Consider the following 24,323-nt stretch of genomic DNA (forward strand, 5'->3'; position numbering starts at 1 on the left):
TACCATCCATTGGGAAGGCCCGATTTATGACGAAAGTTTCACCATTTCATTCAAAGAAGCCCAATGCGCGAAACGTCTATCACGACAACGACAAGTGTACCGAGGGCAATAACATCGAACGGCAATATCTCGCCTCCGGCACCGGAGGGCGGCCGCGCTGCGAACATTGCGGGCGCCTAGCCTAGTTCGCAGCTGCCGTGGCGGGGTAAAAATGAGCCCCGCCTCGCCAAGCAAAAATCCGCTCTACCCGACCGGAAGCAGTTCGGCGCCTGGTGGATCTGCATTAAGCAGGAAATGATGCGCGCGGCTCAAGGCTGCGAGATCGTCGTTCCTAACTAATAATCCGAAAGTCCAACAGTGGACCCCGGCCTTCTGCGCTCTGCAAGGCCGGAGGGCAAGTTGGGTTAGTATGTGTCAAGAGTCCTATGCCCTCACCATTTCAGAACCGCACGCCGAACATCAACGGCAATCAGCAACTCCGCGAGCCGCAGCGCGAGGCCTACCGACACCTCGCGGACTTCGCCCAGGAAATCACAGACGAACGTGAAGTGGGAATCGTTCTGCCAGTCGGCTGCGGCAAGTCTGGGACGATTGCCATCACGCCCTTCGCGTTTCGCTCGGCCCGCACGCTGGTCGTGGCGCCAAACGTCGCGATTGCGAAACAGTTGCTCCGAGACGTTGATCCTTCCGGAAACAGCCATTTTTACTCGGCTAGAGGCGTCCTGAATGGGCAGCCATACCCCGAGCCCGTTGAAATCCGTGGCACGACTGTGAACCGGTCCGACTTAGATGAAGCCGAAATCGTGGTCACGAATATCCAGCAACTCCAGGGAACTTACAACCGCTGGCTCCAGGATCTCCCCGGTGACTTCTTCGACGTTGTCTTGTTCGATGAAGGACATCACAACGTCGCAGCAACGTGGACGACGCTTAAGGAGAAATTTCCAGCCGCGAAGATCGTGAACTTCTCCGCGACGCCGCTAAGGGCCGACGGCGAGTTGATGGCCGGTCGCATACTGTACTCATACCCGATCGCCTCCGCAATCCAAGCCGGATACGTGAAGCGCCTGAAGGCAGTAGTGCTCAATCCACGCACGCTCCGCTATGTGCGCAACGAGGACGGGCAAGAGATAGAAGTCGATCTCGACGAGGTCCGTCGGTTGGGTGAGGAAGATGCAGACTTCCGACGCAGCATCGTCACATCTACCGAGACGCTAAATACGATCGTGGATGCTTCCATCCGGGAACTGGATCGTCTTCGCACCGAGAGCGGTGACCCGGCTTTGAAGATCATCGCTTCTGCGCTTAACTTCGATCATTGCCACCAGATCGTAGGAGCCTATCGGGCACGCAACCGCCGCGCCGACTATGTCCACTCTCGCGAAGAGGGCACCGCGAACGAGCGCGTCATGCAACGGCTGGAGGCAGATCAACTCGACGTTATTGTCCAAGTCCGAAAGCTCGGAGAGGGCTTCGACCATCCGAAACTTGCAGTTGCCGCGGTCTTCAGCGTGTTCGGCAATCTCTCGCCGTTCGTGCAATTCGTCGGACGCATTATGCGGGTGACCGACCAGAACAATCCCGCGAGCTTGCGCAACCGTGGCGTGGTCGTATTTCACGCGGGTGGAAACGTCGCCCGCCGTTGGGAAGACTTTCAGCGGTACTCCCAAGCCGACCAAGAATTTTTTGACCAACTATTGCCGATCGAGGGGTTGGATTTCGGGGTTGGTGACGAGCTCGAAATCGAGCCGGCGGCCCGGGACATCCGGGAAGGCCTGGAAGTCCGCGGGCAGACCGGTGTGCATCTCCAGGAGATCCCACTTCTGCACGACCAAGCCGCGATCGAGGCGCTCCACGTGCTTCAAGGACGGGGATACTCTCCAGATCAGGTCCGGGACGCCATGCAGGAGCTACAGCCCGTCCCGGTAACCCGTCAGCGTCAGCGTCAGGCAGCTCGAAGTGAATTGGACGCTCGGATTACGACCGCAACCGGACGTGTCCTAGCCGAGAGACAAATCAACCCCGAGGGGCGAACGCTGGACCGCAGTCGCCGAGGCCTCAGCAACTACGTTGTTCTGAAATCTGCGATTGACCGCCAGGCGAATGCGCTGGTTGGCCGTAGCTCTCGTCAGCGGCATGAGTTCTCGCGCGACGAACTCGACCGAATTGAAGATGACCTTGACGGAATCGTCGCCCGAGCCGTCGCGGAGGTGTTCGGTGGGTAAGCTTCGTTCGCTCGTCATCAGGATCGAAATCGACGCCGCGCTGCGCGCTCACAAATGTCAGGCGAACGCGCGTCACGAGATTAAGCGGGGTGATCAACGGCTTAACGTGCGGGCGGGGCGCAGTTGGGATAGATATTGCATGGACTGTGCCCGGAAGATTGTCGACGCTAGCGTTGCCTCGCTCACCTCAGTGTCGCGCGTGATCGCATCCCGCGAAACCCTGTCCGTCGGCGAAGGCGAACCGGATCTTCCACTTCCAGAAAGGTCGGGTGTCTAACGTCTCGACGATGTTGCAGGTCCTCTGCTTCCTATAAGTCCTAAAGCGAGGCCCACTCCCTACCGGGGACGCTTATTGTCGTGTGACTTCAGCCGCAACAGCTTGCGGCGCTCGGAGACGGTACAGCTTGATCGGATGCAGCTCTAGTCAGGCAGCCATCGCTTTCTTCGCGGCTTGCGCAAGAAAACCGGATCGAGTGAAGCCGTGCTGTTCGGCATAGTGGTCGATCTCGCTCAAAACGTCGGCGGGAAGCGCACACTCTTTACCTCTTCCGCAGGTGCTAGAATGAGCACGGCAACGCGGTTTCTATTCTCGGCGTTCGCCATGATCTCCTCGAGAGAGGAGGGTTCAGGTACGGCTTCGCCATCCTCCGCCAGTCCCTGTAGATGAAGGGCCAAGGCTTCAGCGGCCATAGCGCGCGCATCGTCCAGATCCATACCAGCGGTGATCACGCCGGGAAGATCAGGAAAAGAAACGCCGTAATCGCTGTCTGCGTCGTTATGGATCAGGGCAATGTAGTGTCGCATGAAAGCTCCCCTCCTTTGGGTGGGCCGATGGCCCTCTCTATACGCTGTCATTTCAACTTCAAATCGGCTTGCTTCTCGATGCTCTTGATCGTTCCGATCGGGATATCCCTCTTAGGATGGGGGACCGTGACGCGGCCCGACTTAGTTGGATGCTTGAACTGAACGTGGCTACCCTTCTGGTCGACCTGTTCCCAACCATTGGCCTTGTTGCGGATAGGGTTGTCTGCGATCGCGGATGGCGACGGATCATAACGTTGCGTGAAGCGCAAGCCGCCGAATGACGCCGGCACAGCCCCTTCTCTTGAGCAACCCTGGAGAAACCGAGTTCATTCTCGCTGCAGCGGACTGGATGATGACCGACAGTCCACCGAAGAAAAAGCAAAGGCAGAGTTCCCCGGACAAGCTCTCTGACGACTACAACGCACTCATTTCCGAGATCGCGGAAGCACTCAGGAGGCTGCATCCGCAGGTTTCTTGGTTACCAGCGATGTCTTCGCAGGTTCAGCGACTGGTTCAGGGTCTCCAAAACATACCAGATTAGGTAGGCTTGAAGAACAGCCACCGTGCTGTACATAGTCGATCCGCGCCGGAGGATTGTGGTCGCCGACCGCGCGTCGAGAACCGCGATGTGATTGCGCAGCGCCTTGATCTTCTTTAATTCCGCTCGACCGACCAAATAGAAGATCAGCGTAATGGAGTTTGCTTGGCCCGCGCCGGCGGAGCCGTGGCCTGTGCCTTTCGTGCGGTGCCAAAGAAAGTCTAGGAGAGCTGTCCCGTCGAATTCGAAGGCTCGGTACCGGGGGCGGTTGCGCTAATCAGAAATGACTCTCAGTGCTTCCACCAAAAGCCTATTGTCGTCTTCAGTGCGGCTTGCGATGCGCAAGAATCGTTTGCCATTCTGAAGCGTCTTGCCGCCATTGTGCCTGATCAATATCCGTCTATCTTTTAAAAGTTTTGAGGCGATCACGTCCCCATCCGGAAAATGGGGCGGGAGTTCGCAGAACACGAAATTTGCATCCGGCTTCAGAACTCTCATGCCGTCGATGCTGCGTAGGTCTGCGTACAATTTGTCCCTGTCGCTGCCTACCCTCATCCAACTCTGCTTCGCCGCGTGCGCCAGGTGAGGAAGCTTGCTTAGAAAAAACTCCGCAAACGTGTTGACATTCCACGTGGGCAGGGCAGCTCTAATTTCGTTTATCGTCTGTGCATTTGCCGATGCCGCATACCCGATCCGCAAACCGCATGTCCCGTAAATCTTTCCGAGGCTTTTGAGAACGATCACATTGGGAAATTCGAGCAAGTGATTTTCCAGGCTCGCACTTCGTCCGACTTCACTAAACTCGATGAATGACTCATCGATCAATAGGAGTTGCTGTTGAGCTCGAAGCGCGGAAGCGAGATATAGCAAATCCGCATAGGGAACGATCCGCGAAGTTGGATTATTCGGCGATATCACGACCGCGCCGTCGACACCATTTGCACGCGCAAACGCTGCATAGCAGTGCACATCGAGTTCAAAATCTGGCGGTGGCAGGATAAAGCGCGACAACTGCCCGGGCAAGGCGGTGGTTTCATAGGGATTGAAGGTTGGGACCGGGACCGCAATCCTCATACCCAGTCGACCAAGAAGGATGGGAATCAGTTCAGCCACGCCATTGCAAATGACAAGATTATGCGCCGGAATCTTCACCGCATCCGCAAGAAGCTGAAGCATCTGCACATTAGGAGAGGGATAGCAGGTGATAAGCCGCGGTAGAGCGTCCTTAAGTTCGTCAAGGAACGCTTGCGGCGGAAAATATGGATTCACCAGAAGGACGAAGTCCTTGATGTCATACTTCCAATAGCCGCCGGGGAATCGGTTGACGAGGTCAGAGACGTCATCCGACCTAAGCGGTACGTTGATTTGTGCAGTGCTGTTCATGAGTGAGACCAGCTGAAACGTTTCAGGGCCGACGAAAATTCCAGAACGATCGCGTCCTCTCGATTAGCTCACGGCGAACGACCATCGGTCTGCGCCGATTCGCGTGAAAAAATGTGCCCGGCAATATGACTGGTGCGCGCACATTGCAATTGGCGAGACTACACGCCATCACGTGACCTGCATGGTAGGGAAGCCTGCAACAAGCAGCAGCTCACTCGCTGGATCATACTTCCATCCGCAATCAAAGGGACCGACTGGCCAAAGCCGCCGATGATGCGACTGCGAAGATGCTTATTGCCGCATACATTGTTGCGCTGAGTGGTGGCACACGAACAGGCGCAACATGCGCCATAGCGAGCAGCAAGAAGCCAATGCTCACGACGTCAGAAAATGCTTCAGTAGGAATGAGAGGTTTAAGAAGAAATAAGAGCGCCAGGAACGGCACGTCGTAAGACAAGGGAACGCCTAAGAAGCACTCATCGCACGACCGGCCAAAGTTCGCAAAGTAGCTAAGCCTTACTGCACCAGCGACCAGTAGCATGGTTGCGGTCGCAAGGGCGAGCGGCGAGGCTTGGCTGACTTGTACCACAATTACCGCAGGCAGAACGGCTCCATAGACAATATCCGCAAACCCGTCGAGGCTCGCTCCCATCTTTGCAACATCTGGATCGCGACCCTTCGTACGACCTGCCACAAACCCATCGAGGTGATCCGATAGAACAGCCCAAAGCGCTACTGCCACAGATAGCTCGAGGCGCTCAGAGAGAGCAAGAAATAGGCTGGTGGAGGAAAAGAGGAGACCTGTGATTGTTATGGCGTTCGCAGGATCCCAAAGGTATTTTAGCATTGGACTCTCACCTAGTCTGCAAATCACGTGTCGGCGTGTAGGCGTTCCTTCGGTTCCTGAAAATGCGCTCGGCAATTTGCAAATCCTCAGCATTATCAATTTCGTACCAGCTGAGGCCATCGCATCGCGCCGCTGCGAGCTGTAAACCTCGTCTTTCTATCAGATAACCCAAAAGTTCTTCGGTGTAGGTCTGCCTAGCCCCGGCAGCGATGATATCGTCCAGCGCCGGAACGATCGTTGCCTTGAGTGTCGGCGCCGAGAGACGTAATAGGTTCATCGTCTTGAATAGCTTTGGGCCATCCGCAACAAGATTTGACGCCGTTTGCTTCATTCGAAAGCCTGAGATGGAGCCGTTCTGCGACAACAGAACGGCTGATCCTTCCATGGAATCATCGAAGGGAGGGACTGCGGCCACGTCAGTCCCACGGCACACAATCAAGTATCGCAATGCATCCTCTTCGAAAAAGACGTCGCCCTCGAGAAGAAAGCAGTCTCCGGAGAGAAGCGCGTCGCGCGCCAGCCACAAAGAATAGGCGCTTCCGGTGCGGTCAAAAACAGTCGACTCGACATATTTGATTCTGAGCCCGCCAAAGCGGCTGCCGCAGGCATACTGAATGGCGTCTTTGCGGTAACCCACGACGATCGTCACCTCTTCCACGCCGACAGTTTCCAGATTGCGCAGAGCGTTGTGAAGAATCGAAGTGCCATTGACCTCGATGAGCGGCTTCGGCCTCAGATCTGTCAGAGGACGCAGGCGAGAGCCGCAGCCAGCGGCGAGAATAACGGCGTTCTTGGGAGCATCGATCACCATTTAGTTCCTTTTCGTCGCTCCGCTAAGGTGAAACACCTACGAGTGTCTTCGCCGCAGCGTATGCTTGCTGAAGCGAAATCAAGCTTGCCGGAGCCTTGAAAATGAACCTCAAGCGTGAAGGCAGACAAATGGTGCTCGTCGGTCCTTTTCCAAAGAGCAGGGAGGCCATGGATCCGGTACCTCGAGCTGCTGCCCAGATGGCAAAATGCGTAATTCGGCCGAGTGAGGCGTGCTACGCCATCTAAGGACATCTCAGTACAACGAAAGCCATTTGAGATTGAAGTCGCACCTGGCCAGCTAGCAGGAAGTCCAGGACGGTAGGTCTTCGGCAACGAATATGCTCCTGTGTCGACGAAACCCTATTTGCGCAATTCAGCGTCGGGCCGCAGATATAACGCTTCCGCACGGGCGAGTTCGTCGTACTTCAAAAGTTCGAAGACTTCGTCGAGAGTAGCAATATTCGGCTCAACGCTCGCGGTGTTTTCCTCAGCGATGATGCGACGGCAGACTTGCCGCATTGCCGCTATTGCCGCTCGCATGGAGTGGTTGGCCCAGATCACCGTTGAGATGCGGGCTTTACGGTATACAGAGATCGGCGTTCGGTAGTATTTCGTCGGAACGATCACGACGGGCAATGTGCTCTGCCAGGCGCGCGCGAACGAAAGGATTTCGTCCGCGGTGCTCCTTCGCGAATGAATGAGGATCGCATCGGCTCCCGCGTCGGCGTAGGCGTGAGCGCGCAAAAGTGCTTCGTCCATCTCATACCCAGCGATCAACGCCTCGATCCTTGCCACCAGAACCAAGTCGTCCGCGACCGTATCCTTCACTGCCCGGAGGCGGCCCGAGAATTCGTCGATATCGGCGAGGGGGTGCCGATCCCCAACAAACGAGTTCATCTTCGGAAAACAGCTGTCTTCCAGTGCAACACCCGCGGCGCCCCGCTCACGGAGCTTGCGAGCCAGCAGGCGGGCATTGTTGAAGTTCCCGAAGCCGCCATCTCCGTCGACAAGGACCGGAAGTTGGCTTGAATCCACGATCCGCTCAACGGCGTCGACAAGCTGGCTCCACGAGGCTTCGTTCGCGTCGCGGTAACCTAGAGAACAGGCAATCGACAGACCGGACGCCCAGAGCCCCTTGAATCCCGAGCGCTGGGCGATTGTAGCGGACAGGCCGTCATGCGCTTCCATCAGAAACGAGAGCTCACCATTCGAGCAGACCTGGGTGCGAAGTATTTCGACAGGCGACGGCCGAGTGCATTGATGACCTGCGTTGGGCCGATTGGGTTGTGATTGATCCTTCATACAGAAGTCCTGAAGGCCGGCCTTCCATTGGCGCAAACCGCACTGCTCATACCTTTTTGTTGTGATGCCGATCAATGACCAGCGTTGGTAGTTGATTGGGACGTAAAAGCTTGCATTATCGCCATAGCATGGCGCCGAACGCGGGGCTGTTGTGATGGGTGGGTCGGAGCCGACACCTTGGAAAGGAAAGCTTTGGTGCAAATGAAGGATCTCGGCTCGCCAGCCGGGTGCTACGGCCCTTCACAGAGCATTCACCCTTGCAGGAGGAACGCCTGGCCAAGGGTGATATCCAGCTCACACAGATGTTGAGCAAATATCGACTGCTACGGTTGTCGTAAATACTGCTGTTGCGTTTTCGACATATGTCGCAATCCCGTCGATATGGCTGCAGTTGGATGGCAGTCTCCGGAGAAGTGAACCGGCAATCTCCCAAGATCTTGTCCTGCTGCGAGAGTTTGCGGTGCTACTGACTGGTACGGCATTTGCTGATCTCATGCCACGTCCTCTCAGCTCCAGGAGAAACTCATGGCGGATGTGCAAGAGGTTGTGCTGTCGAAACGGCAAAAACAGTGTTTGCGATGGGTCGAGGAGGGGAAGTCATCCTGGGCCATCGGAGTCATCCTGAAAGTAAGCGAGAACACCGTCAACTTTCACGTCAAGAATGCGATGCGAAAGCTGGAAACGACCAGCCGTACCCAGTGCGTCGTCAAGGCGCGGCGTCTGCGTCTTATTGAGTAACGGCCGCGGTTCCGTTGCCGCTGATGCAGAGCGAAATGTAAGGGGCGACTGTGGGTTGCTCCGGCGGAATGCGAAGCGAATTGCGCGCCCGCAGCTGTATAGCCATAATACAGGCGTTGTTACGATGAACAGGGCGTGCTTCTATTTCGTCGCCGATCGTCACTGCGGGGCGCCGCGGACCACTAGGCGAGGTGAGATCATTGGCGTGTAACGCTCTTGAAAGCTCGACGGCCGGTCGGATCTCAGTGTCAACGTTGTGATCAATTGCGAGAATTGGTAGGTGACGCATCAATGGAACGTATCGCTGCGGATGAGATGGCGTTAAGCCCGCGAACGCGTTCCGCCTCAAGATAGCGCGATGCAATGAAACCGACGAGTTCTTTGGCCTTATGCTTGCGTAGTGAAACTGTTCCAGATGGACAGTCGATGGCGCGTCCTTTGAGTTCTCCTCTTATGTCGTCGCGCGGAACGAGTCAGGACGGCTCATGTTCAGGTGCATAACGATGTAACGCTCATCGAGCGGAGGCAATGATTGGCCGATGATTGTCGTCCGGCAGAATCTGCCCGGAAAGCCTCTGGGCTGCCTAATTGAATGCTTGAAGTGAGCACGCTCAAGAAATCGGCTGCGACGATTAACGAGTGCCCCGGCTTCGACAGGGCAGCAGGTGCAGAACAACGGTCACATCCTAAATGTTCTGCAGTTCACGGGCTTGGAATATCGAGCTCGATCTCACGCGTCACTTCGATGATGCTCTCTGGATGGCGTCCGTTCTTGAAGAGAGCGTATTTCAGAGCTTCAGCGCGGTTGGTAAAAAGCCCGCCAAACGCGCCCCGTTGTTCACGGGCAACCCAGTTACCGGCCCGATTTCTGCCGACAAACACGATCGGCGGAGCACAGTCACTTGAAGAGGAATCGAGGACCTGAATGAGCATGTCCCTTCGGTGAGGCTCCGGCTCGCGATCGTAAAGCGATTGTTGACTTTTCGTGCTACTCACATCACGGCATTCGAGAACCAGCATCAACGACTTCAAAGCTTGGCTATTGGCCGCCAATCGGCTGTAGCCTTCGCTGGGTGGCAAGTATTCATCAACCTGGAAGGAATAGCTCAAACGGGAACGGAGTTCTCCTATCAGTTCTGAGAAGAGAAGAGGGGTTTCGCGAGGATGCGCTGCCCGAGCGCGCCAACGGCGAAAAGTACCGTGTGTGTGCTTGCGGGGTGTCGCTGTTGATTTGGGGCCAGATGATGCGGTGGATGCTTAAGGGCTTAAATACGTCCTCACCACTCCGGCTGTTTGCAGGTCTTCATTTGATTTCGGAAGCGAAGATGTTCACCTTCGGCGCATAGTTGATAAAGACGGCAACGCTGTCGCGAGATGGAGAGTGGCCGCCCCGAGGACACGCGGTCGGGCAAGCGTCTGTTCTTCGGATCACGATAGCTGCTGGTATGCCAGGTGGGGTGACGGCACGCTCGTTCCTGATCCACTGCCGTCACTCGCGTCCTTCACGATGCCGCCGTCCCGCATCCTCGTCGGCGCAAACGGGGTGGCAGACGAACGATGATCGTGTCGCGCTGCGCTCCCTCGCACAGTGTTCAATGACTTTCCGCAACACCCGTGGCTTGTTACCGTGGTCGATCGAGAGGTAAACGTCGCATCATATGAAGCGTTGTGTGAAGCCGGAATTCTGCTCAAAGGACGGTGCACGCGTTGAATCTGCGGCCGTGCGCGCCGCTCGGCGGAAAGAAGCTTACCCGTCTATTTCGGAGGTAAGCATCAGGCTGGCCAGCGGTGCAGCGCTGCGTCCCGTTCACGGTCTCTGACGATCGAAACGACTGGCGCTGGCTGCAGATGACGGGTGGTCCGGCCCGGCGCTCGCCAAGGTCAGCTTCGCAACCAATGAGATGGTCATGCGGAGTGTCGGTCCAGAGCAGGAGCTGGCCGTCCGTTTTTACGCATGGAGAACAATCACCCTCTCAATCCGCTGATCCGGTCCCGCGCTGCCCGTGTCCAATCGGAAGAAAGCCAAACACTCTTGCCATGTGTGCGCGCCACACCCGATCTCTGCGGTAGTCGAAAAGTCGCCTCTCTGGAGGCTCGCGAGGTCAGTCCTATGTCTGCCGAAGGCGTTGGACGCTTGGACGCGGCTACCGCTTCCCCAGTTTGGGCTGCACCCGAGGCCGCCTCTCCGTCGTGGGTGCGCCGGGTGCTTTCGAATGAGCTCGGGCCCCGGAAGGTGCATGCACATGGGGGGAAGTGAATGTTCTAACCGCAGCGCTTTTTTGGAGCGAAGTGTGGATGTCGCGCCCAGTAGCTTTCCGGCTTCGTTGCGCCCATCCAGCGATCCTGCTCGAGCAGAACGCGGGTCCGGTTGTCCAGCGTGGCCCGCTAATCGCCGGACCGCATCTCGCGGCTGAACGACGACGCGTCAGCGTTGCGACAACCGCAAGCTGACCAACCCGGGAATCACCGGCGATCGGTTACCCACCGCCAGCTACACGGCGCAAGGGCAACGATTGATTCGTGAGGTTGTGGCCTTTCTCGGGGGGGGGAATTGCCTCAACTTCGCGCACAAGAACCGAGAGGACGCAGAACGCCAGTCGCGAGTTGCTAGCTCGCCTGTTCTTCGCCGAGAGTGCGGACTGATGAGGAGGCATAGGCGGCCGAGACGAGCTTGTAGCAACAGCATGCTTTCTCTTCGAGCAATTTGTGTTCATCAATCTGCAAGACGCCCCGCATCTTGCGAATCAGCCCTTGCTCCTCGAAGCGGATCAAGGTTTCGGTCACCCCGGCGCGGCGCAGTCCCAGCACCGAGGAAAGGTAATCGTGGGTGACTGGCAGCACGCGGGCGTCAATAGCTTCACTAGTAAGGCAAAGCCAGCTCGCGAGGCGCTGTTCACGAGGGTGCCGAACCCCGCACAATCCTGTCTGGACGCACTGAAATGTTAGCGCTTGCACGTACTCAAACAGGTGGTCTTTGATCTCGGGATGCACCTTCATGATCCGACGGAGATCCTCGACGCGAATTCTGTGCGCGCTTCCGGGGAAGACGGCGACAGATTGATGGGTTGAAAAATGTCCTCCCCACAAGAAGGAAGTGCCGACCGCGCCCCGATAGCCTATGACTGCTGTTTCGAGCATACTGCCCGCGGTAACGACTCTGAGCGAGACGAGGCCGCTCTCTACAAAGTAGACGTGCTCGACCGGCCTTTTTGGCTCTTGCAGGACCATCCGTTCTTTCAAGGCGACCGGCTCGAGGCACTCCCCTATTGCCGCAAGCTGTTGGATAGGAAGACGCGCCAAGATTACGTTCTTCACAAAGGGCCGTTTCGCAGGACGCACCGGAAGAGAGCGCAGAGGCTCCGGTCGTGTGCCGGGCAGCTGCTTGAGAGCTCTATCTTGAGAGCAGTCAAGTACTTGGAGGACGGCGGGCACGCGATCGGTCATAGTCCCTCTCCTGGCAGGAGGCTTTTTGCTCGCCTGCGCGCTGACCGTAACGAGAACGTGATTACGACTATAGCAACATCTTCATCTTGATTGATGCAACGAGTAACTCATCGACGCCCAAATCCCGCGTTGAGGGGCCTGTCTTCGACGATTTTCAACCAAGCGAATGAAGGCGCCGGCTCCTCCGACTCAACGCGCGACATTCTTGCCTTTGCACTTGTCGTCCAGGACATTGCCGTATGACCGGGCGCTACGTGCGTCTTTCTCGCTAGGCATGATTGAGATCTCAAGAAGCCACCGGCGAGTGGAACGGACAGGTCAACACCTCGATTGCGGGCGCAAGACGATTGCCCGCATCCGTGCAATCAATCGTCTGGGGGAAGCTCAACCGGAACAGCAAATCCAACCTTTACGCGATCCAATATGACCATGCTCTTGAAGCCCTTGATGTCGCGATTTTCGTAGAAGAAGCGCCGCGTGAACTCCTCGTACTCCTCCATGGACCGCGCGGTAATGTACAGGACGAAGTCGGCATCGCCCGTGACGTAAAAGCCGTGGACGACGTCGATTGATGATTTGATGGCTTTTTTAAACCTATCGATGATATCGGCGCTTTCCCGCTCCAAGGTCACCAGTGCAAGCACTTGAATAGGTCGTCCCACCGCCCTCGGCGATACAACCGACACGTCGGCCTGGATGATGCCCTCCGAGCGGAGTCTCTTCAACCGTCGTTGGCACGCGGTAGGAGAAAGCCCGGCCATCTCGCCAATCACATCTGAAGTCAGACGGTTATTCTTTTGCACGATCTCGAGAATGCGGGCATCTATTCGGTCGTACTGCATAACCACCTCCCAGCCTGAGACGAATTTCGCCGCGAGATGCCCCCTCCGCGCAGGAAATCCTCGATGGTGAAAAATACGAGGAAATCTTCCGTGACAAAGGCCCAACTTGGATGGGCGTTGTCGCATACGACTATCAAAGTAGGGATGAGGGGCCTTGCCATCGGCATTTTGCGGCGCAGCAGGGAGCGAAGCCGCAAAGCCGGCCTTTCGGATGAGAGATCCGGGCCTTCGTTTTCGACAAAAGATGTGAACCAAAGCGAAGCCGAAACGCAACCGAGCTGTGCCGCGTGATAAATTCGTGCGGAAACGGGCATCTTGATTGAGGTTAGCCAGCTACTCGCCCGCTGACGAGCGCGCGCCAAGGCGCCGTTTTGCCTCTGAGAGGCAAACCATTGGGTCGACTTCGTCCTCCAGCGCGATAACATCCGCAAGAGCTTTCGCTAGCGGCGTTCCTGTTAGCCGTTGACGCAAGCTCGCGAGGTGGAGATTGCCGCTGGTCAGCTTTTTCTCCTTTAGTGTCTCCATTTTGCAAAGATCGAAACGGTGCTGGCAGTGCATGTTGTTCTCCGCCCCCTGCGACCCGCAGCTCATTCTTCGTTGGTCGCTCGCCGGAACTCGCGTGCCCCGTCGTCCCTGTTTCCGGAGCTGGGCAACTCTAAAAAACGGCATGCGTTCCCCGTGCACATTGCTCCAAGCTGGATTTGGTCTGCTGGATGACGCGCACTGCGTGTCGACTTTTGTTCTTTGAATGATGTTGCCTCTCAATCGGCTTGATCGAAGGAGCTGAGCGTATTTCGGCCGCTTGCGTTCGACAGGTTCGTCAACATCATTTGCGCAGCTGAATTGCCCCGACGAGGCTCAAGCTCGTCCGTGTTGCTCAGCTCGTCTGGACTGCCCGATTGTGCCGTCCCGCTTAATGTCCCCCGAATGATCGTACTTGCTGCGTCTCCGTCCATTTCGGGTGAACTTTGCAGGGGCCGGACTCGGGGCCAAAGCAAGCAAAATGAAATCATGATTGCGATGGTGGGTATGCACCAACTGCGGCCGCTACGGTACAAAGCTGGTCGCAGGGCGCCTTGTCCGCGGCTCGTTTTGCGCGCGTCAGCCGCGACCGGCACAGGCTATAGCCTGCTCGTAACCCATCTTGCTGGAGACGCGAAGCCCTCTCCCCGGCGGCTCGAGTTTCGCGCGGTGATGCTGCTATCGACGCACAAATCGGTGCGCAATGTACAGCTCATATGCATTCTCCGCGAGGTGGGTACGATTCGTATGCAGTCATTAAGGACGCATGCCCCTGCCAAACTGGTCAAAGATTCGAGCTGCAATTTCGTTCGTTGGCGCGTAGGCCGCCCGCATTGTTCGTGCCGCCGGCAGAGCATTAAGCCGACCACATCGGAGGTATCCTCCTCACACTATGAACAGGGGCATGTCATGAAAGGTGATCGTATCACCGCGCAGGGCCACAACCTGACAGAGCCAAGGCGGTGAGCCGCGGCAGTTTGATAGAAGAGACTTCTCTGCAGGTTTCTACCTCGTATTCGGATGCGCGCTGATGCGCCGCGGGCGGACCACGCCAGGAGCCCTATGATGGCCGTCTATATCGTACCGTCGGCAGGCCGGAGCGGGCGACCGATGTTGGCGAGCAAGATCTGCGACATCCAGAGGATTGACTACTCCATAGACTCGTCAATGCGCGCTGGCGCCATTCAAATGGTGCCGATCAGGACGGTGACCTCGCCACAGCGCCCAAGTCTTCCTACCGTCGAGGCCCATTGTGCGTCGCCGCCTATGACGGCAATGCACTCATCAAATCGATGAAGCCAAACGTCGTCTTGCCTTAATCCGACATCTCGTCGCCTCATCCGCCACGACCGCCTCGAAGTCCTGGATGGATGCAGCAATCCGACCATTTTGCTCGACTGGTCAGCTTCCGGAAAGGTAGACCGGCCATCCTGGCGTAGTGGAGATATCTCGGGGCTGATCTGCGATTGCATCGAACGCAAACATCGTCAAACGGAGTCACGAGATGTTTCGAATCCATGACACGCTCGACACCGCAACGTTGGATTCCAGCAGTACACCAGGCCCGACCCAGCAAGATGAAACCACGGGCCAGGCGGCCTTTGACCAGCACCTGGACGAGATACCGTTGGAGCAAGAGCAACAAGGAGGTGCAGGTCCTTCCGATGCTGTTGTCTCGGGCGAGGTGGAGGATCGCCTCGATACGGTAAACCAGAAGCCCGACATGAAGCTGGTCGTCATTTCGAACCGCGTTGCGCCGTTCGACCCCAATAAACCCCAGACCGGCGGGCTTGCGGCGGGCCTCGAGCCGGTTGTTGAACGTTCCGGCGCGGTCTGGATGGGCTCCTCGGAGAACCGCGGCGATGGGACCGAGCAGCCCCTGCCGCTCGTGAAGACCGGTGCCGGCGATGTGGCGAGGCTCGATCTGCCGGAAGCGGACTATCCCGGCTATTATCGAGGTTTTTCGAATTCGACGCTATGGCCAGCATTGCACTCCCTGCCCGACCAAATGTCGGGCTCCACAGCCGATTATGATAGCTCGGGCTCCGATTATGACAGCTATCGAAAGATCAACGAGTTTATGGCGCGTGCGGCGTTCGACTTGCGGGATCGGGACGCATTCTGGGTGCATGATTATCATTTGCTTCCGCTCGGGGCCGAACTGCATAGGCTCGGCATCGAGCGGCCGACCGGCTTTTTTCTGCACACGCCATGGCCGACGCCCGACATGATAGAGCGCGTACCCAACCATCGCGAACTGATGAAGTCGATGCTGGAGTACGATCTGCTCGGTTTTCAGACGAACTGGGATTTGAACAATTTCCTGGCCTGCCTGCGAACCTATTTCAGGCTGGAGAGCAAGGATGGTGTCGTGACCACGCAGCGTGGCCAGACGCGACTTCAAAAATTCCCGATCGGTATCGATCCCAAGCAGTTCGCAGAGTATCTTGCGGCAGACCTTTCGCCCGCCGAGCAGGAAAAAGTCTCGTCACTATTGCAAAACTTCGAGGGCGCCAAGTTTGCGATCGGCGTAGACCGGCTCGACTACACGAAAGGTATCGACAAGCGGGTCGAAGCATTCAACCACCTTTCAGCGGCCGAGCCGGGCAGCATCTCGCTGTTGCAGATCGCGCCGCCCTCACGCGCCGACGTCGACCAGTATCGGAAGTACAAGGAGGACGTGGAGAATGCGATCAACCACGTCAATGCCGAGCATGGCACAGACGACTGGAGGCCAATCCACTACACGAATGACTCGTTCAGCCAGGCTGCGCTGGCGCGTCTTTACCGCGCGGCACATGTCGGTGTGGTCACGCCGCTGCGGGACGGGATGAATCTGGTAGCGAAAGAATATGTTGCTGCCCAAGACCCGGAGAATCCTGGCGTTCTGGTCTTATCGAAGTTTGCAGGTGCGGCTGAAGACTTCAACGACGACGAGGCGCTGCTGGTGGATCCAAACCACCCCGAAGAGATCGCAGACGCTATTTCGAAGGCGGCTAACATGCCGCTTGAGGAGCGTGTCAAGCGCTGGCGGTCGATGATGGACAAGATTGAATCCTACACCATCCACGACTGGTCGGCGGACTACCTCCGGGAGCTGGACAAAAGCCGCATCACCGTTCCGGCTGATCAGTGCCTCAATTTCGGTCTCGGCTGGACCAACGTGGCTCAGATGCCGCTGTACCGGAACTATAACAAGGCCGTCACCGCCTATAACGAGATCGACCCAGCGGATGCCGCTTTGAGGGAGGCTGCCTATGCAGACGTGAAGTCGACCTTTGAGGCTTTAGCGGCCCCACTGAAGCATACACAGGACAGACTCTGGGATCTGCCGGCGGCGACAGCTTCACGCGATGGTCCTCGCGGACAAGAGCTCGGTGCCCGCGAGGACTGACCGGGCGAAAAGCATAGCACGGCGGTTGACAGGCTTCTGTAGCAGGAAAAAGGAGCAATCAAGGTCTTTGCGCTGACGCGGTTCTTGCGGGCGGCGCAGGCCCGCATGATCACAGGGAACGTTAACGAGCTGCGTCAAGACATCATGCGAATGTTCCATGACCGAAAATGGGAGCGATACAGTCAACTTCATGTTGCTATCTGTAAACGACGCTGATGCGAGTGGTGGCGACGCCAGTCGGTGCGCTGCTGCCCATTGATCGCTCCGCCCGGAAAGCGCCGCTTGCCTCTGGGGCCGCACCAGCACCGTTACGGAACAGTTCGCAGTGAGGGTTGCACTAGCCTCGAGCCGGCTCGGATGATCCGGCAGCAGCGGGCATTCTCGATCGAAAATCTCGCCCTTGATCTCGTTTGTGTAATACGGCTTCGATGAGGACCACGGCTCGTGCGTCGGTCCCCTGCCGAGTAGATTCAGGACGTTTAAGCTGAACCGTAACTCCCTCAAGTGCTGCTGATGCCCAGGTTCATTTCGCCATCTTGTCGCACGAAAGAACCTAATCTGGTGCTTGTACCTGTTGTTGATTGTTGGCTCGATCTCAAGACGTGTTGCAACCTAGAGCGTTTCTTGTCGGTTTCTACTCTCCTCGTATCGAGCGCAATCCTTTCTGCAATCAGTCAAAGAACCGAGTTACAGGCGTGACTTGTGTGTTTCGCAAGGAAAAAGCTCGTCCAACTCGGCAATGCCTGCGGTCAACGCGGGTCAGGGATTGCCATGCATACCACCCTTAGCCTGATGTCGATCTGGCTGCTGATCAATGCCATGATCTTTGTCGTGATGATGCCCGTCGACAAGTCTGCCCCGTGACGCCCGCGAGAAGGAACAACCTCATATGCGGAGGTAAGCAGCATCGCTGCGTCCCGGGTCTTTGCCACTGAAGATCGAAAGGTCTAACGCTGTCTGGCCGGCGGTCCGCCGACACGCTGTGCTGTCCGCTTGGCAACCAATGTCCGCAACCGGACATGGTTGTGCAGCCCCGAACGGCTGAAACTTGCGACTCTTTAGCCGGCACGCAGCTTGCAGTGAACGGTCCGCAACATAGCGCAAGCCGCGGTATGTCATGCGCTTGTGTGCTTTCCGCCGCTTCTGCTTGACGCGCCAGGGCCCGCGAGCGTGGCCGCTCGACCTCTTCTGGAGAAAGTCCATGAACACGTCACCCCGCTCCGCCGCGCGGCCTTCGGCTGCCCACGCCACCTCCACGGCGCTTTCACAGGAGCGAACGGATGCGGCGGTGACTGATGATCCATTCCTCTGGCTCGAAGACATCGAAGGAAAAGGCGCAGTGGCTTGGGCTCGCGCCGAGAACGAGAAGACCCTCGGGCTGCTTCAGTCAGATCCTCGCTATCGGCTCTTCTACGAACAGGCGCTCTCCATCCTGCAGGCAAAGGATCGGATCGCATATGTTTCATTGGAACGGCGCGGTTTGGAGAATTTCTGGCGAGACGAGAACCAGGTGCGCGGCGTCTGGCGGCGCACCACGCTCGAGAGCTATCGTAGCCAAGACCCACAGTGGGAGATCATCCTCGACGTGGACGCCTTGGCCGTCGCCGAGAACAGGAATTGGGTCTTTCAAGGTAGCCGCTGCCTTCCGCCTGAAGAGCGCCTCTGCCTGATTGGTCTTTCCGATGGCGGCAAGGATGCCGCGTCCATACGAGAGTTCGACCGCGCCGCCAAGACCTTCGTTGCGGACGGCTTTTATCTTCCAGAGGGCAAGCAGCACGTCAGCTGGGTCGATGGCCACACACTCCTTGTTGCACGGGACTGGGGCGAGGGGACTTTGACGCAAGCCGGCTACCCCTTTGTCGTGAAGGAGCTCAAACGCGCTCAGCCGCTCAGTGAGGCTCGCGAGATCTTTCGTGGCGAGCCCACCGACGTTCAGACGCATCCCTTCGTGCTTCGTGACAGCGAGGGTCATATTCATGTGACGGGCGCGACTCGCGTGATCAGCTCTTTCGAGTACGAGTATGTGGTCTTCCGCCCCGATGGGCCCGTCAAGCTCAATCTGCCGAAGAAGGCCGCGATGATCGGACTAGTGGGTGGTCGCCTGCTTGTGAAGCTTGACGAAGAATGGACGCCGCCCGGGGATATCAGGTTCGCCGCCGGATCGCTGATTTCGTATGACCTGGCCCAATGGAAACAGGATCCGCTGCGCGCCAAAGCCTCGCTTGTCTTCCAACCTGGGCCCCGCCAGGCCCTGAGCGAGTTAGGCGCCACAAAGAATTTGTTGATCTTGACGATGCTTGACAACGTTCAGAGCAAAGCGTTCGTTTATAAGTACGATCAGGGAGCTTGGTCGGCGACGCCGATCCCGCTGCCGGAACATACAAATGTCAGCCTGTCAGCCGCCTCCGATGAAGCGGACCAGGCCATGTTCACCGTATCGAGCTATCTCAGACCAACGTCAGTCTGGTATTTTGATGCCAAAACCAAAAGTCTTGAGGAATTGAAGACGACACCTACTGCCTTCGATGCGTCCAATCATGTCGTAGAGCAGCTCGAAGCCACTTCGCGTGATGGCACGTCAATTCCTTACTTCCTGGTGCGACCGAAGAACGCAAGGTTTGACGGTGCAATCCCGACGCTTCTCTATGGCTATGGCGGCTTCCAGATTCCGCTTCTCCCCTCGCATCTGGGACCGGTGGGGCGGCTATGGCTCGAACAGGGCAATGCCTATGTCGTTGCGAATCTGCGCGGGGGCGGCGAGTTTGGCCCGCAATGGCATCAAGCGGCCCAGGGGGCGATGAAGCAGACGACGTGGGATGATTTCATTGCCGTTGCCGAGGACCTGATCCGCCGGAAGATCACAAGTCCGCGCCGGCTAGGAGTAATTGGCGGCAGCCAGGGCGGCCTGCTCGTTGGCGCCGCAATCACCCAACGTCCCGAACTCTTCAACGCGGCGATCATCCAGGTGCCGCTGTTTGACATGCTTCGATACACCAAACTGGGCGCGGGCGCCTCCTGGATCGGCGAGTACGGTGACCCCGCCATTGCCGAGCAGCGTGCGTGGATCGAAGGCTACTCGCCCTACCAGAAGCTGGTGGCGGGCAAGACCTATCCCGTTCCCTTAATTCTTACCTCCACCAAGGATGACCGCGTGCATCCAGCGCACGGCCGCAAGGCTGCCGCGAAGCTCGCCGCGCTGGGCCAGCCTTACTTCTACTATGAGAACATCGATGGGGGACACAGCGCCGCGGCCAATCTCATCGAAGTCGCCCGTCAGCTGGCCCTTGAATTCACCTATGCATCGAGCCGGCTTTGTTCTGAGTAAATTCGGTGGACGGGCTGATCGAAGCCGATCAAATCGAGACCATTGGTTTTCTCAACGTCTTCACGTTGCTCAGCTGATTTCATCGAACCCAAGGCGAGAGAGCTGACGAGCCGCCGGCGGCGCGATGAAGCTCCTCAGATGCGCAAGTTACCGGTTTGAACAGCCTCCACCGGTGGCGAGCGGGTTTCCTGGCTTCCCAAACACAACATGACGACGGTAAGTTGCCAGATGCGCTTCCTTGAGGATTGTCTCGGCAGACCCCTGTTCGTCCGACATGGCCCGGCGTGCGGATGACATCCAAAGGCGAACAGCCAAAGCGCACCCCTGCGAGGGGTCTTCGCGCTTGAGAAAGCATGTCACGCAGCTTTCCATGCAGGCATGGCGCGGATTGATGATCCTGCTCCAGGCTGCGCGAAGGAGTTTACGGCCGCCCTGTTGTCGATCAAACCCCTCCGCTCTAGCTCGGCTCCGGATGAGCGCGGCGTGTTCGAGGCTCTGACAACTCTTCTGTAAGCCGCTAGCGTGACGAGTGAAGGAAGGTCAAAACGTCATCCGGATCCTGAAGCCTTGAAGCGAAGTGTCGTCGACGTGAGCGCGCCCTCTGTCGTTTGCACAATGCCGCGGCAGCTAGAGCTCCGGGACAAAAAAGAGCACGTGACCAGCGAAGCGACGCTGGGTCGCTTGCCGCCGGTCTTGATGGCCGGGAGACTCTTCGCTAGATCACAACGGTTCACTATGGAGGTGCCGCGGTGGCAATGGGTATTGTGAAGTGGTTCAATTCGACCAAAGGTTACGGGTTCATCAGGCCTGAGGACGGAGGTCCCGATGTCTTCGTGCACATCAGTGCCGTCGAAAAAGCCGGTTACACCACCCTCGAAGAGGGGGCCCGGGTTAGTTATCAGCCCAAGGCCGGGCGTTCGGGCAAGATGTCAGCTGAAGATCTTCGGGTTGGCTGATCCGACTCGCCTCCGGCAGCTGCTCTCTGCAAGCGTGTTCTCGCGCCTGTCCGGCGATGCCTTGTCACCTCGCGCCGAACCGTTTGGCCTTTCGACCGTCTCTTCCAGCCATGAGGCTGTCTCGCAAACCTCATGACAGCCTTCATCTCCTGAAGCCGTCGACCGATCACTGCCGCCAGAGTTACAGGAGTTGCCAGCCCGGTCGCAATGTGGACGTGGCAAGATATTCCTGCCAGCGGGCCACGAACGGTCCGAACGTACGTTCGTGACCAACACGCCGTGCACGCCGCACGGCTTGTCGCAGCTAACAATGCACGGGCTGGTGCTCCCCTGGATGCATGTGGCTCATGAAGGTGCTCGCACAATCGGGTTCGCCCGTTATGGACATACTTGCCGGCTGCGCTGCGGCTGCAGATCTATTTCTGCTACGCTGATGCCGTGAGCCTTCGAGGGCCGGTGTAAACAAAGGCCGCATTGGCTTGATGCGGCGCCGCGAGGTCAAATCCCAGGGCGCCGGCGCTTGGGGTTAGCCAATATAGTTGAGCTTAACGGCGCCATGTTGTTGACGATGCGCTCCTGACCTTGATCCACTGCACGGGAACTGCACACATACACACGGTCGATCGGCGGCAAGTCTCCTTCCAGCTGACCGTCCTGAAAGTGCTGGCCCGCCAGCCTGCCGGGCGAGCTTACGTTGCCGAAGTCGACGCGCCGTGGAGATCCTAATGAACGCGCTGATCTGCCGGTACAGAGGTCGCCCATCCGACTTTCGTGATCTCAGGGATGAACCACCGGACGGCGATCCCGATGGTGTATTTTTCGGGATGCGCTTGCGCGTTGGATATTCATCTTAACGGACAGCGGCAGCCTCAAAGAACGGCCAGCGCGACAAGTCTAGCGGCTCGATCCGCGGATCGGAGTTGGAGCGTGGCCTCCTAGTGGTATGCTAGGGGCATCCACCGCAACGCTCGGGACTCACACCGTCTATCCGCTGACGACTGGCCTTCCGACGCAGGAGGATCGGCCCGTGCTCATCCAGCACATTGCGGAGATCCTCGATCAGCCCACCATAGCTCCTCGTGCAATGACGCGCCGTTGATCGACAGATTGACGAGTATTCCGTTGTCCGTCGCGATGGTCTTTGGCCCGAGCGCAGGCGCTGTTGCGCTCGCGTGCTCATGCTGTTGATCAAGATGGATCTCCACCATGCAGTAGGTGCTACATAAAGGCTCGGTCCTGCCATACCAATGGCATCGGCGCCAATTCTGGCGCCGATGTCGTTACTCACGAGCCGCCTTCCGCATGGCTCGAGAGGAATCTGGAGCTTGGCTTTGGTGGGCCTTTCAATCGAACTTATAGGAGGCCTGGAAGAACGTACCCCAGCGCTCCATACTATACTTCGCAAACATGCGCGGGTCACCGACGCAGCCGCTGCTGCTGCACAAAGAGTCGCTGTCCTTTTTGGTCCACATGGCCCAATAGCGGCCACCGACCCCGACGCTGATGTTCTGGGTGAGGAAGTAGGACAACACGCCCTCAATCTGGACTCCGCCACCACCATTGCCGCGTTGCTCGTCAAAGGTGGTCTTGTCGCGCAAGAGATGATAGTCACGCCCCTTGAAATCGGTCCATGGCAGGTAAGCGACGTCGGCGCTCAAACGCCAACGCTCGGTCAGCATGGTTTCGGCGCTCAGGCCGATCCGGGGCGCATTCCATTGAGTATCCTCGCCGCCGATGACCCTGTTGTCACCCGGTGGCAAACATGAATCCATCGGGTTAGCCACCTGCATGCATCCGGTCGAGTCCGAGCTTTGGCCGTAATAGGTCCAGCCTATAAATCCGCCGACCTTGTAGTCGGTGCTGCGCAGGAAATCATAACCGACGTCAGCCGTGTAATAAGTGAATCTTCCGTTTGACTGGCCTGAAAGGTTGTTGATGTAGGACAATCCATCCTCGGGTATCCAATCTTCATTATTTATTTTTCCTTTGTTGAAGCGCCCGATGCCAAGGATACTCTTCAAGAACACGCCCCATGGACTATCAACACGGCCGAATAACTCCCCGGAAAGTCCGTCCAGTCCATGATAGGTGAGCCTCGATCCCAGTACGCTGGGGTCTTCAGGCCAGCCATACGGAAATGCGCTGTGATCCCATTGGAATCGTCCCCGGCTCAGCCAGAGCCGCGAGCCGCCTTCGAAGGACCAGCCGGGCGCGTAGGAAATGGATCGTACGCTGCCGGCTGATTTCGCATACAGCGGCGCGTCGGACCATTGTGCGGCCCCTGGGTCCGCACCAAAGTGGTAGTTCAGGCCAATCTTTCCGATGTGATAATTGCTGGACAGGCTGGTTGTGTTCGCCGGCAGAATCGCAAACGGAGGAAACTGCACTGTCGAACCCGTCGCGACACTCGGCCCGCCAAAATGCAGATAGTCATATTCGACGTTCACCGACCATGCAGGCGTTAGGGATTGCTCGACGCCCAGCCCGATGATGCCACCGACCCGGCCATAGTCGAAGTGGGTTTTCTGCTGTGGCCAGCCGCCTTCAAAGTTGTTGATGACATCGCCCCGATTGTTTTGCCAGGCTAGGCCTGCCTTGAGATAGGCCAGCGTGTGCCCGAGCGCGCCAAAGGCGTAACCAACGCGACCGGTGCCGGTGGCAAAGAGGCTCGGACCTGCCTTGCAGTTTGCGCTTACAACGAAGCCGGAGGCGGCGAGGCAGGTGTTTGTACCCTCGGAGACAGCACCGCTGGCATCCAGCTCGATGCCAAACACCCAGCTGTTGTTCTGCCAGTTGTAACCAATCTGGCCACCTGCAAGGAATGCCGGGGTATCGACGATGCCGCCATAGATTGATGGACCGTATGGATTGCTGAAGGAGGTTCGGCCGTACCCACCGCCGGCGTGCCCGCCAATATAGCCTCCAGACCAGTTCCACACCGCCTGTGGCAGTTTAAGTTGTGGCTCAAGGTCCGCCGGCTTGGCCGCGCTGCTTGCGACGAGCGCAATTGTTGTCGCACCACAAAAAATAATTCTCGATCGCATCAAAGTTTGCCCTGCACTTCCCAGTTCACGACCCGGCTCCTTAAGTATCGCCGCACAACAAATGTCGGAGCAGACCAGACACGCGGCAACCACGCGCCAGGGCCGTCCCCGAAGATCACCGCACGACGATTGGTGATGATGTCCCGAAC

Annotated in this window: 14 protein-coding genes and 1 pseudogene; 5 read left to right on the forward strand and 10 right to left on the reverse strand. The window is 57.6% G+C overall.

Features of this window, described 5'->3' with window-relative positions; genetic code table 11:
• Window positions 1-425 precede the first annotated feature (425 nt).
• Window positions 426-2,225, forward strand: coding sequence for a DEAD/DEAH box helicase (locus CWO91_RS11055; protein ID WP_130213487.1), 1,800 nt, complete (start codon window positions 426-428; stop codon window positions 2,223-2,225).
• Between the two features lie 424 nt (window positions 2,226-2,649).
• Here the strand turns inward: CWO91_RS11055 and CWO91_RS11060 are convergent.
• The 6 genes and pseudogenes from CWO91_RS11060 to aepX all read right to left on the reverse strand — a co-directional run bounded on the left by CWO91_RS11060 (window position 2,650) and on the right by aepX (window position 7,840).
• Window positions 2,650-3,029 (reverse strand): annotated as a pseudogene (locus CWO91_RS11060) (type II toxin-antitoxin system HicB family antitoxin).
• 47 nt (window positions 3,030-3,076) lie between these two features.
• On the reverse strand, window positions 3,077-3,259 hold the full coding sequence (locus CWO91_RS11065; RefSeq protein ID WP_349643573.1) for a type II toxin-antitoxin system HicA family toxin: 183 nt from the start codon (window positions 3,257-3,259) through the stop codon (window positions 3,077-3,079).
• A 581-nt stretch (window positions 3,260-3,840) separates the two neighbouring features.
• Window positions 3,841-4,950, reverse strand: coding sequence for a pyridoxal phosphate-dependent aminotransferase (locus CWO91_RS11070; protein ID WP_130213488.1), 1,110 nt, complete (start codon window positions 4,948-4,950; stop codon window positions 3,841-3,843).
• 241 nt (window positions 4,951-5,191) lie between these two features.
• Window positions 5,192-5,797: a CDP-alcohol phosphatidyltransferase family protein gene (locus CWO91_RS11075; RefSeq protein ID WP_130213489.1), complete on the reverse strand. Its 606-nt coding sequence runs from the start codon at window positions 5,795-5,797 to the stop codon at window positions 5,192-5,194.
• A gap of 7 nt (window positions 5,798-5,804) precedes the next feature.
• Window positions 5,805-6,608, reverse strand: a complete 804-nt coding sequence (locus CWO91_RS11080) for a phosphocholine cytidylyltransferase family protein (protein ID WP_130213490.1) — start codon at window positions 6,606-6,608, stop codon at window positions 5,805-5,807.
• 359 nt (window positions 6,609-6,967) lie between these two features.
• Window positions 6,968-7,840: a phosphoenolpyruvate mutase gene (gene aepX / locus CWO91_RS11085; RefSeq protein WP_130213506.1), complete on the reverse strand. Its 873-nt coding sequence runs from the start codon at window positions 7,838-7,840 to the stop codon at window positions 6,968-6,970.
• Window positions 7,841-8,434: 594 nt separating this feature from the next.
• On the opposite strand from aepX, the gene CWO91_RS11090 reads away from it, so the two are divergent.
• Window positions 8,435-8,647: a response regulator transcription factor gene (locus CWO91_RS11090; protein WP_130213491.1), complete on the forward strand. Its 213-nt coding sequence runs from the start codon at window positions 8,435-8,437 to the stop codon at window positions 8,645-8,647.
• A gap of 702 nt (window positions 8,648-9,349) precedes the next feature.
• Here CWO91_RS11090 and CWO91_RS45225 read toward each other — a convergent pair.
• The 3 genes from CWO91_RS45225 to CWO91_RS11105 all read right to left on the reverse strand — a co-directional run bounded on the left by CWO91_RS45225 (window position 9,350) and on the right by CWO91_RS11105 (window position 12,933).
• Entirely contained in the window at window positions 9,350-9,757 is a 408-nt protein-coding gene (locus CWO91_RS45225; RefSeq protein ID WP_349643572.1) for a hypothetical protein, read from the reverse strand.
• A 1,497-nt stretch (window positions 9,758-11,254) separates the two neighbouring features.
• Complete coding sequence (locus tag CWO91_RS11100) at window positions 11,255-12,091, reverse strand: Crp/Fnr family transcriptional regulator (RefSeq protein WP_130213492.1); 837 nt, start codon at window positions 12,089-12,091, stop codon at window positions 11,255-11,257.
• 365 nt (window positions 12,092-12,456) lie between these two features.
• Complete coding sequence (locus CWO91_RS11105) at window positions 12,457-12,933, reverse strand: Lrp/AsnC family transcriptional regulator (RefSeq protein ID WP_091886219.1); 477 nt, start codon at window positions 12,931-12,933, stop codon at window positions 12,457-12,459.
• A gap of 2,026 nt (window positions 12,934-14,959) precedes the next feature.
• Between CWO91_RS11105 and CWO91_RS11115 the strand changes: the two genes are divergently transcribed.
• The 3 genes from CWO91_RS11115 to CWO91_RS11125 all read left to right on the forward strand — a co-directional run bounded on the left by CWO91_RS11115 (window position 14,960) and on the right by CWO91_RS11125 (window position 21,130).
• Window positions 14,960-16,849 (forward strand): alpha,alpha-trehalose-phosphate synthase (UDP-forming), encoded by a 1,890-nt coding sequence (locus CWO91_RS11115; protein WP_165405355.1) that lies wholly within the window; start codon window positions 14,960-14,962, stop codon window positions 16,847-16,849.
• Window positions 16,850-18,050: 1,201 nt separating this feature from the next.
• Entirely contained in the window at window positions 18,051-20,174 is a 2,124-nt protein-coding gene (locus tag CWO91_RS11120) for a prolyl oligopeptidase family serine peptidase (RefSeq protein ID WP_130213494.1), read from the forward strand.
• A 749-nt stretch (window positions 20,175-20,923) separates the two neighbouring features.
• Complete coding sequence (locus tag CWO91_RS11125) at window positions 20,924-21,130, forward strand: cold-shock protein (RefSeq protein ID WP_208753010.1); 207 nt, start codon at window positions 20,924-20,926, stop codon at window positions 21,128-21,130.
• Between the two features lie 1,343 nt (window positions 21,131-22,473).
• On the opposite strand, the gene CWO91_RS11130 is transcribed toward CWO91_RS11125, so the two are convergent.
• Complete coding sequence (locus CWO91_RS11130) at window positions 22,474-24,174, reverse strand: outer membrane beta-barrel protein (protein WP_130213495.1); 1,701 nt, start codon at window positions 24,172-24,174, stop codon at window positions 22,474-22,476.
• Window positions 24,175-24,323: the final 149 nt, after the last annotated feature.

Origin of the sequence: Bradyrhizobium genosp. SA-3 (assembly GCF_004212635.1) — a bacterium.
In the GTDB taxonomy this organism is placed as follows: Bacteria; Pseudomonadota; Alphaproteobacteria; order Rhizobiales; family Xanthobacteraceae; genus Bradyrhizobium.

Excerpts from the sequence above, each read along its gene's own strand:
- CWO91_RS11055 (WP_130213487.1), top strand. The coding sequence starts at position 426 with ATGCCCTCACCATTTCAGAACCGCACGCCGAACATCAACGGCAATCAG.
- CWO91_RS11070 (WP_130213488.1), bottom strand. The coding sequence starts at position 4,950 with ATGAACAGCACTGCACAAATCAACGTACCGCTTAGGTCGGATGACGTC.
- CWO91_RS11075 (WP_130213489.1), bottom strand. The coding sequence starts at position 5,797 with ATGCTAAAATACCTTTGGGATCCTGCGAACGCCATAACAATCACAGGT.
- CWO91_RS11080 (WP_130213490.1), bottom strand. The coding sequence starts at position 6,608 with ATGGTGATCGATGCTCCCAAGAACGCCGTTATTCTCGCCGCTGGCTGC.
- CWO91_RS11090 (WP_130213491.1), top strand. The coding sequence starts at position 8,435 with ATGGCGGATGTGCAAGAGGTTGTGCTGTCGAAACGGCAAAAACAGTGT.
- CWO91_RS11100 (WP_130213492.1), bottom strand. The coding sequence starts at position 12,091 with ATGACCGATCGCGTGCCCGCCGTCCTCCAAGTACTTGACTGCTCTCAA.
- CWO91_RS11105 (WP_091886219.1), bottom strand. The coding sequence starts at position 12,933 with ATGCAGTACGACCGAATAGATGCCCGCATTCTCGAGATCGTGCAAAAG.
- CWO91_RS11115 (WP_165405355.1), top strand. The coding sequence starts at position 14,960 with ATGTTTCGAATCCATGACACGCTCGACACCGCAACGTTGGATTCCAGC.
- CWO91_RS11120 (WP_130213494.1), top strand. The coding sequence starts at position 18,051 with ATGAACACGTCACCCCGCTCCGCCGCGCGGCCTTCGGCTGCCCACGCC.
- CWO91_RS11130 (WP_130213495.1), bottom strand. The coding sequence starts at position 24,174 with ATGCGATCGAGAATTATTTTTTGTGGTGCGACAACAATTGCGCTCGTC.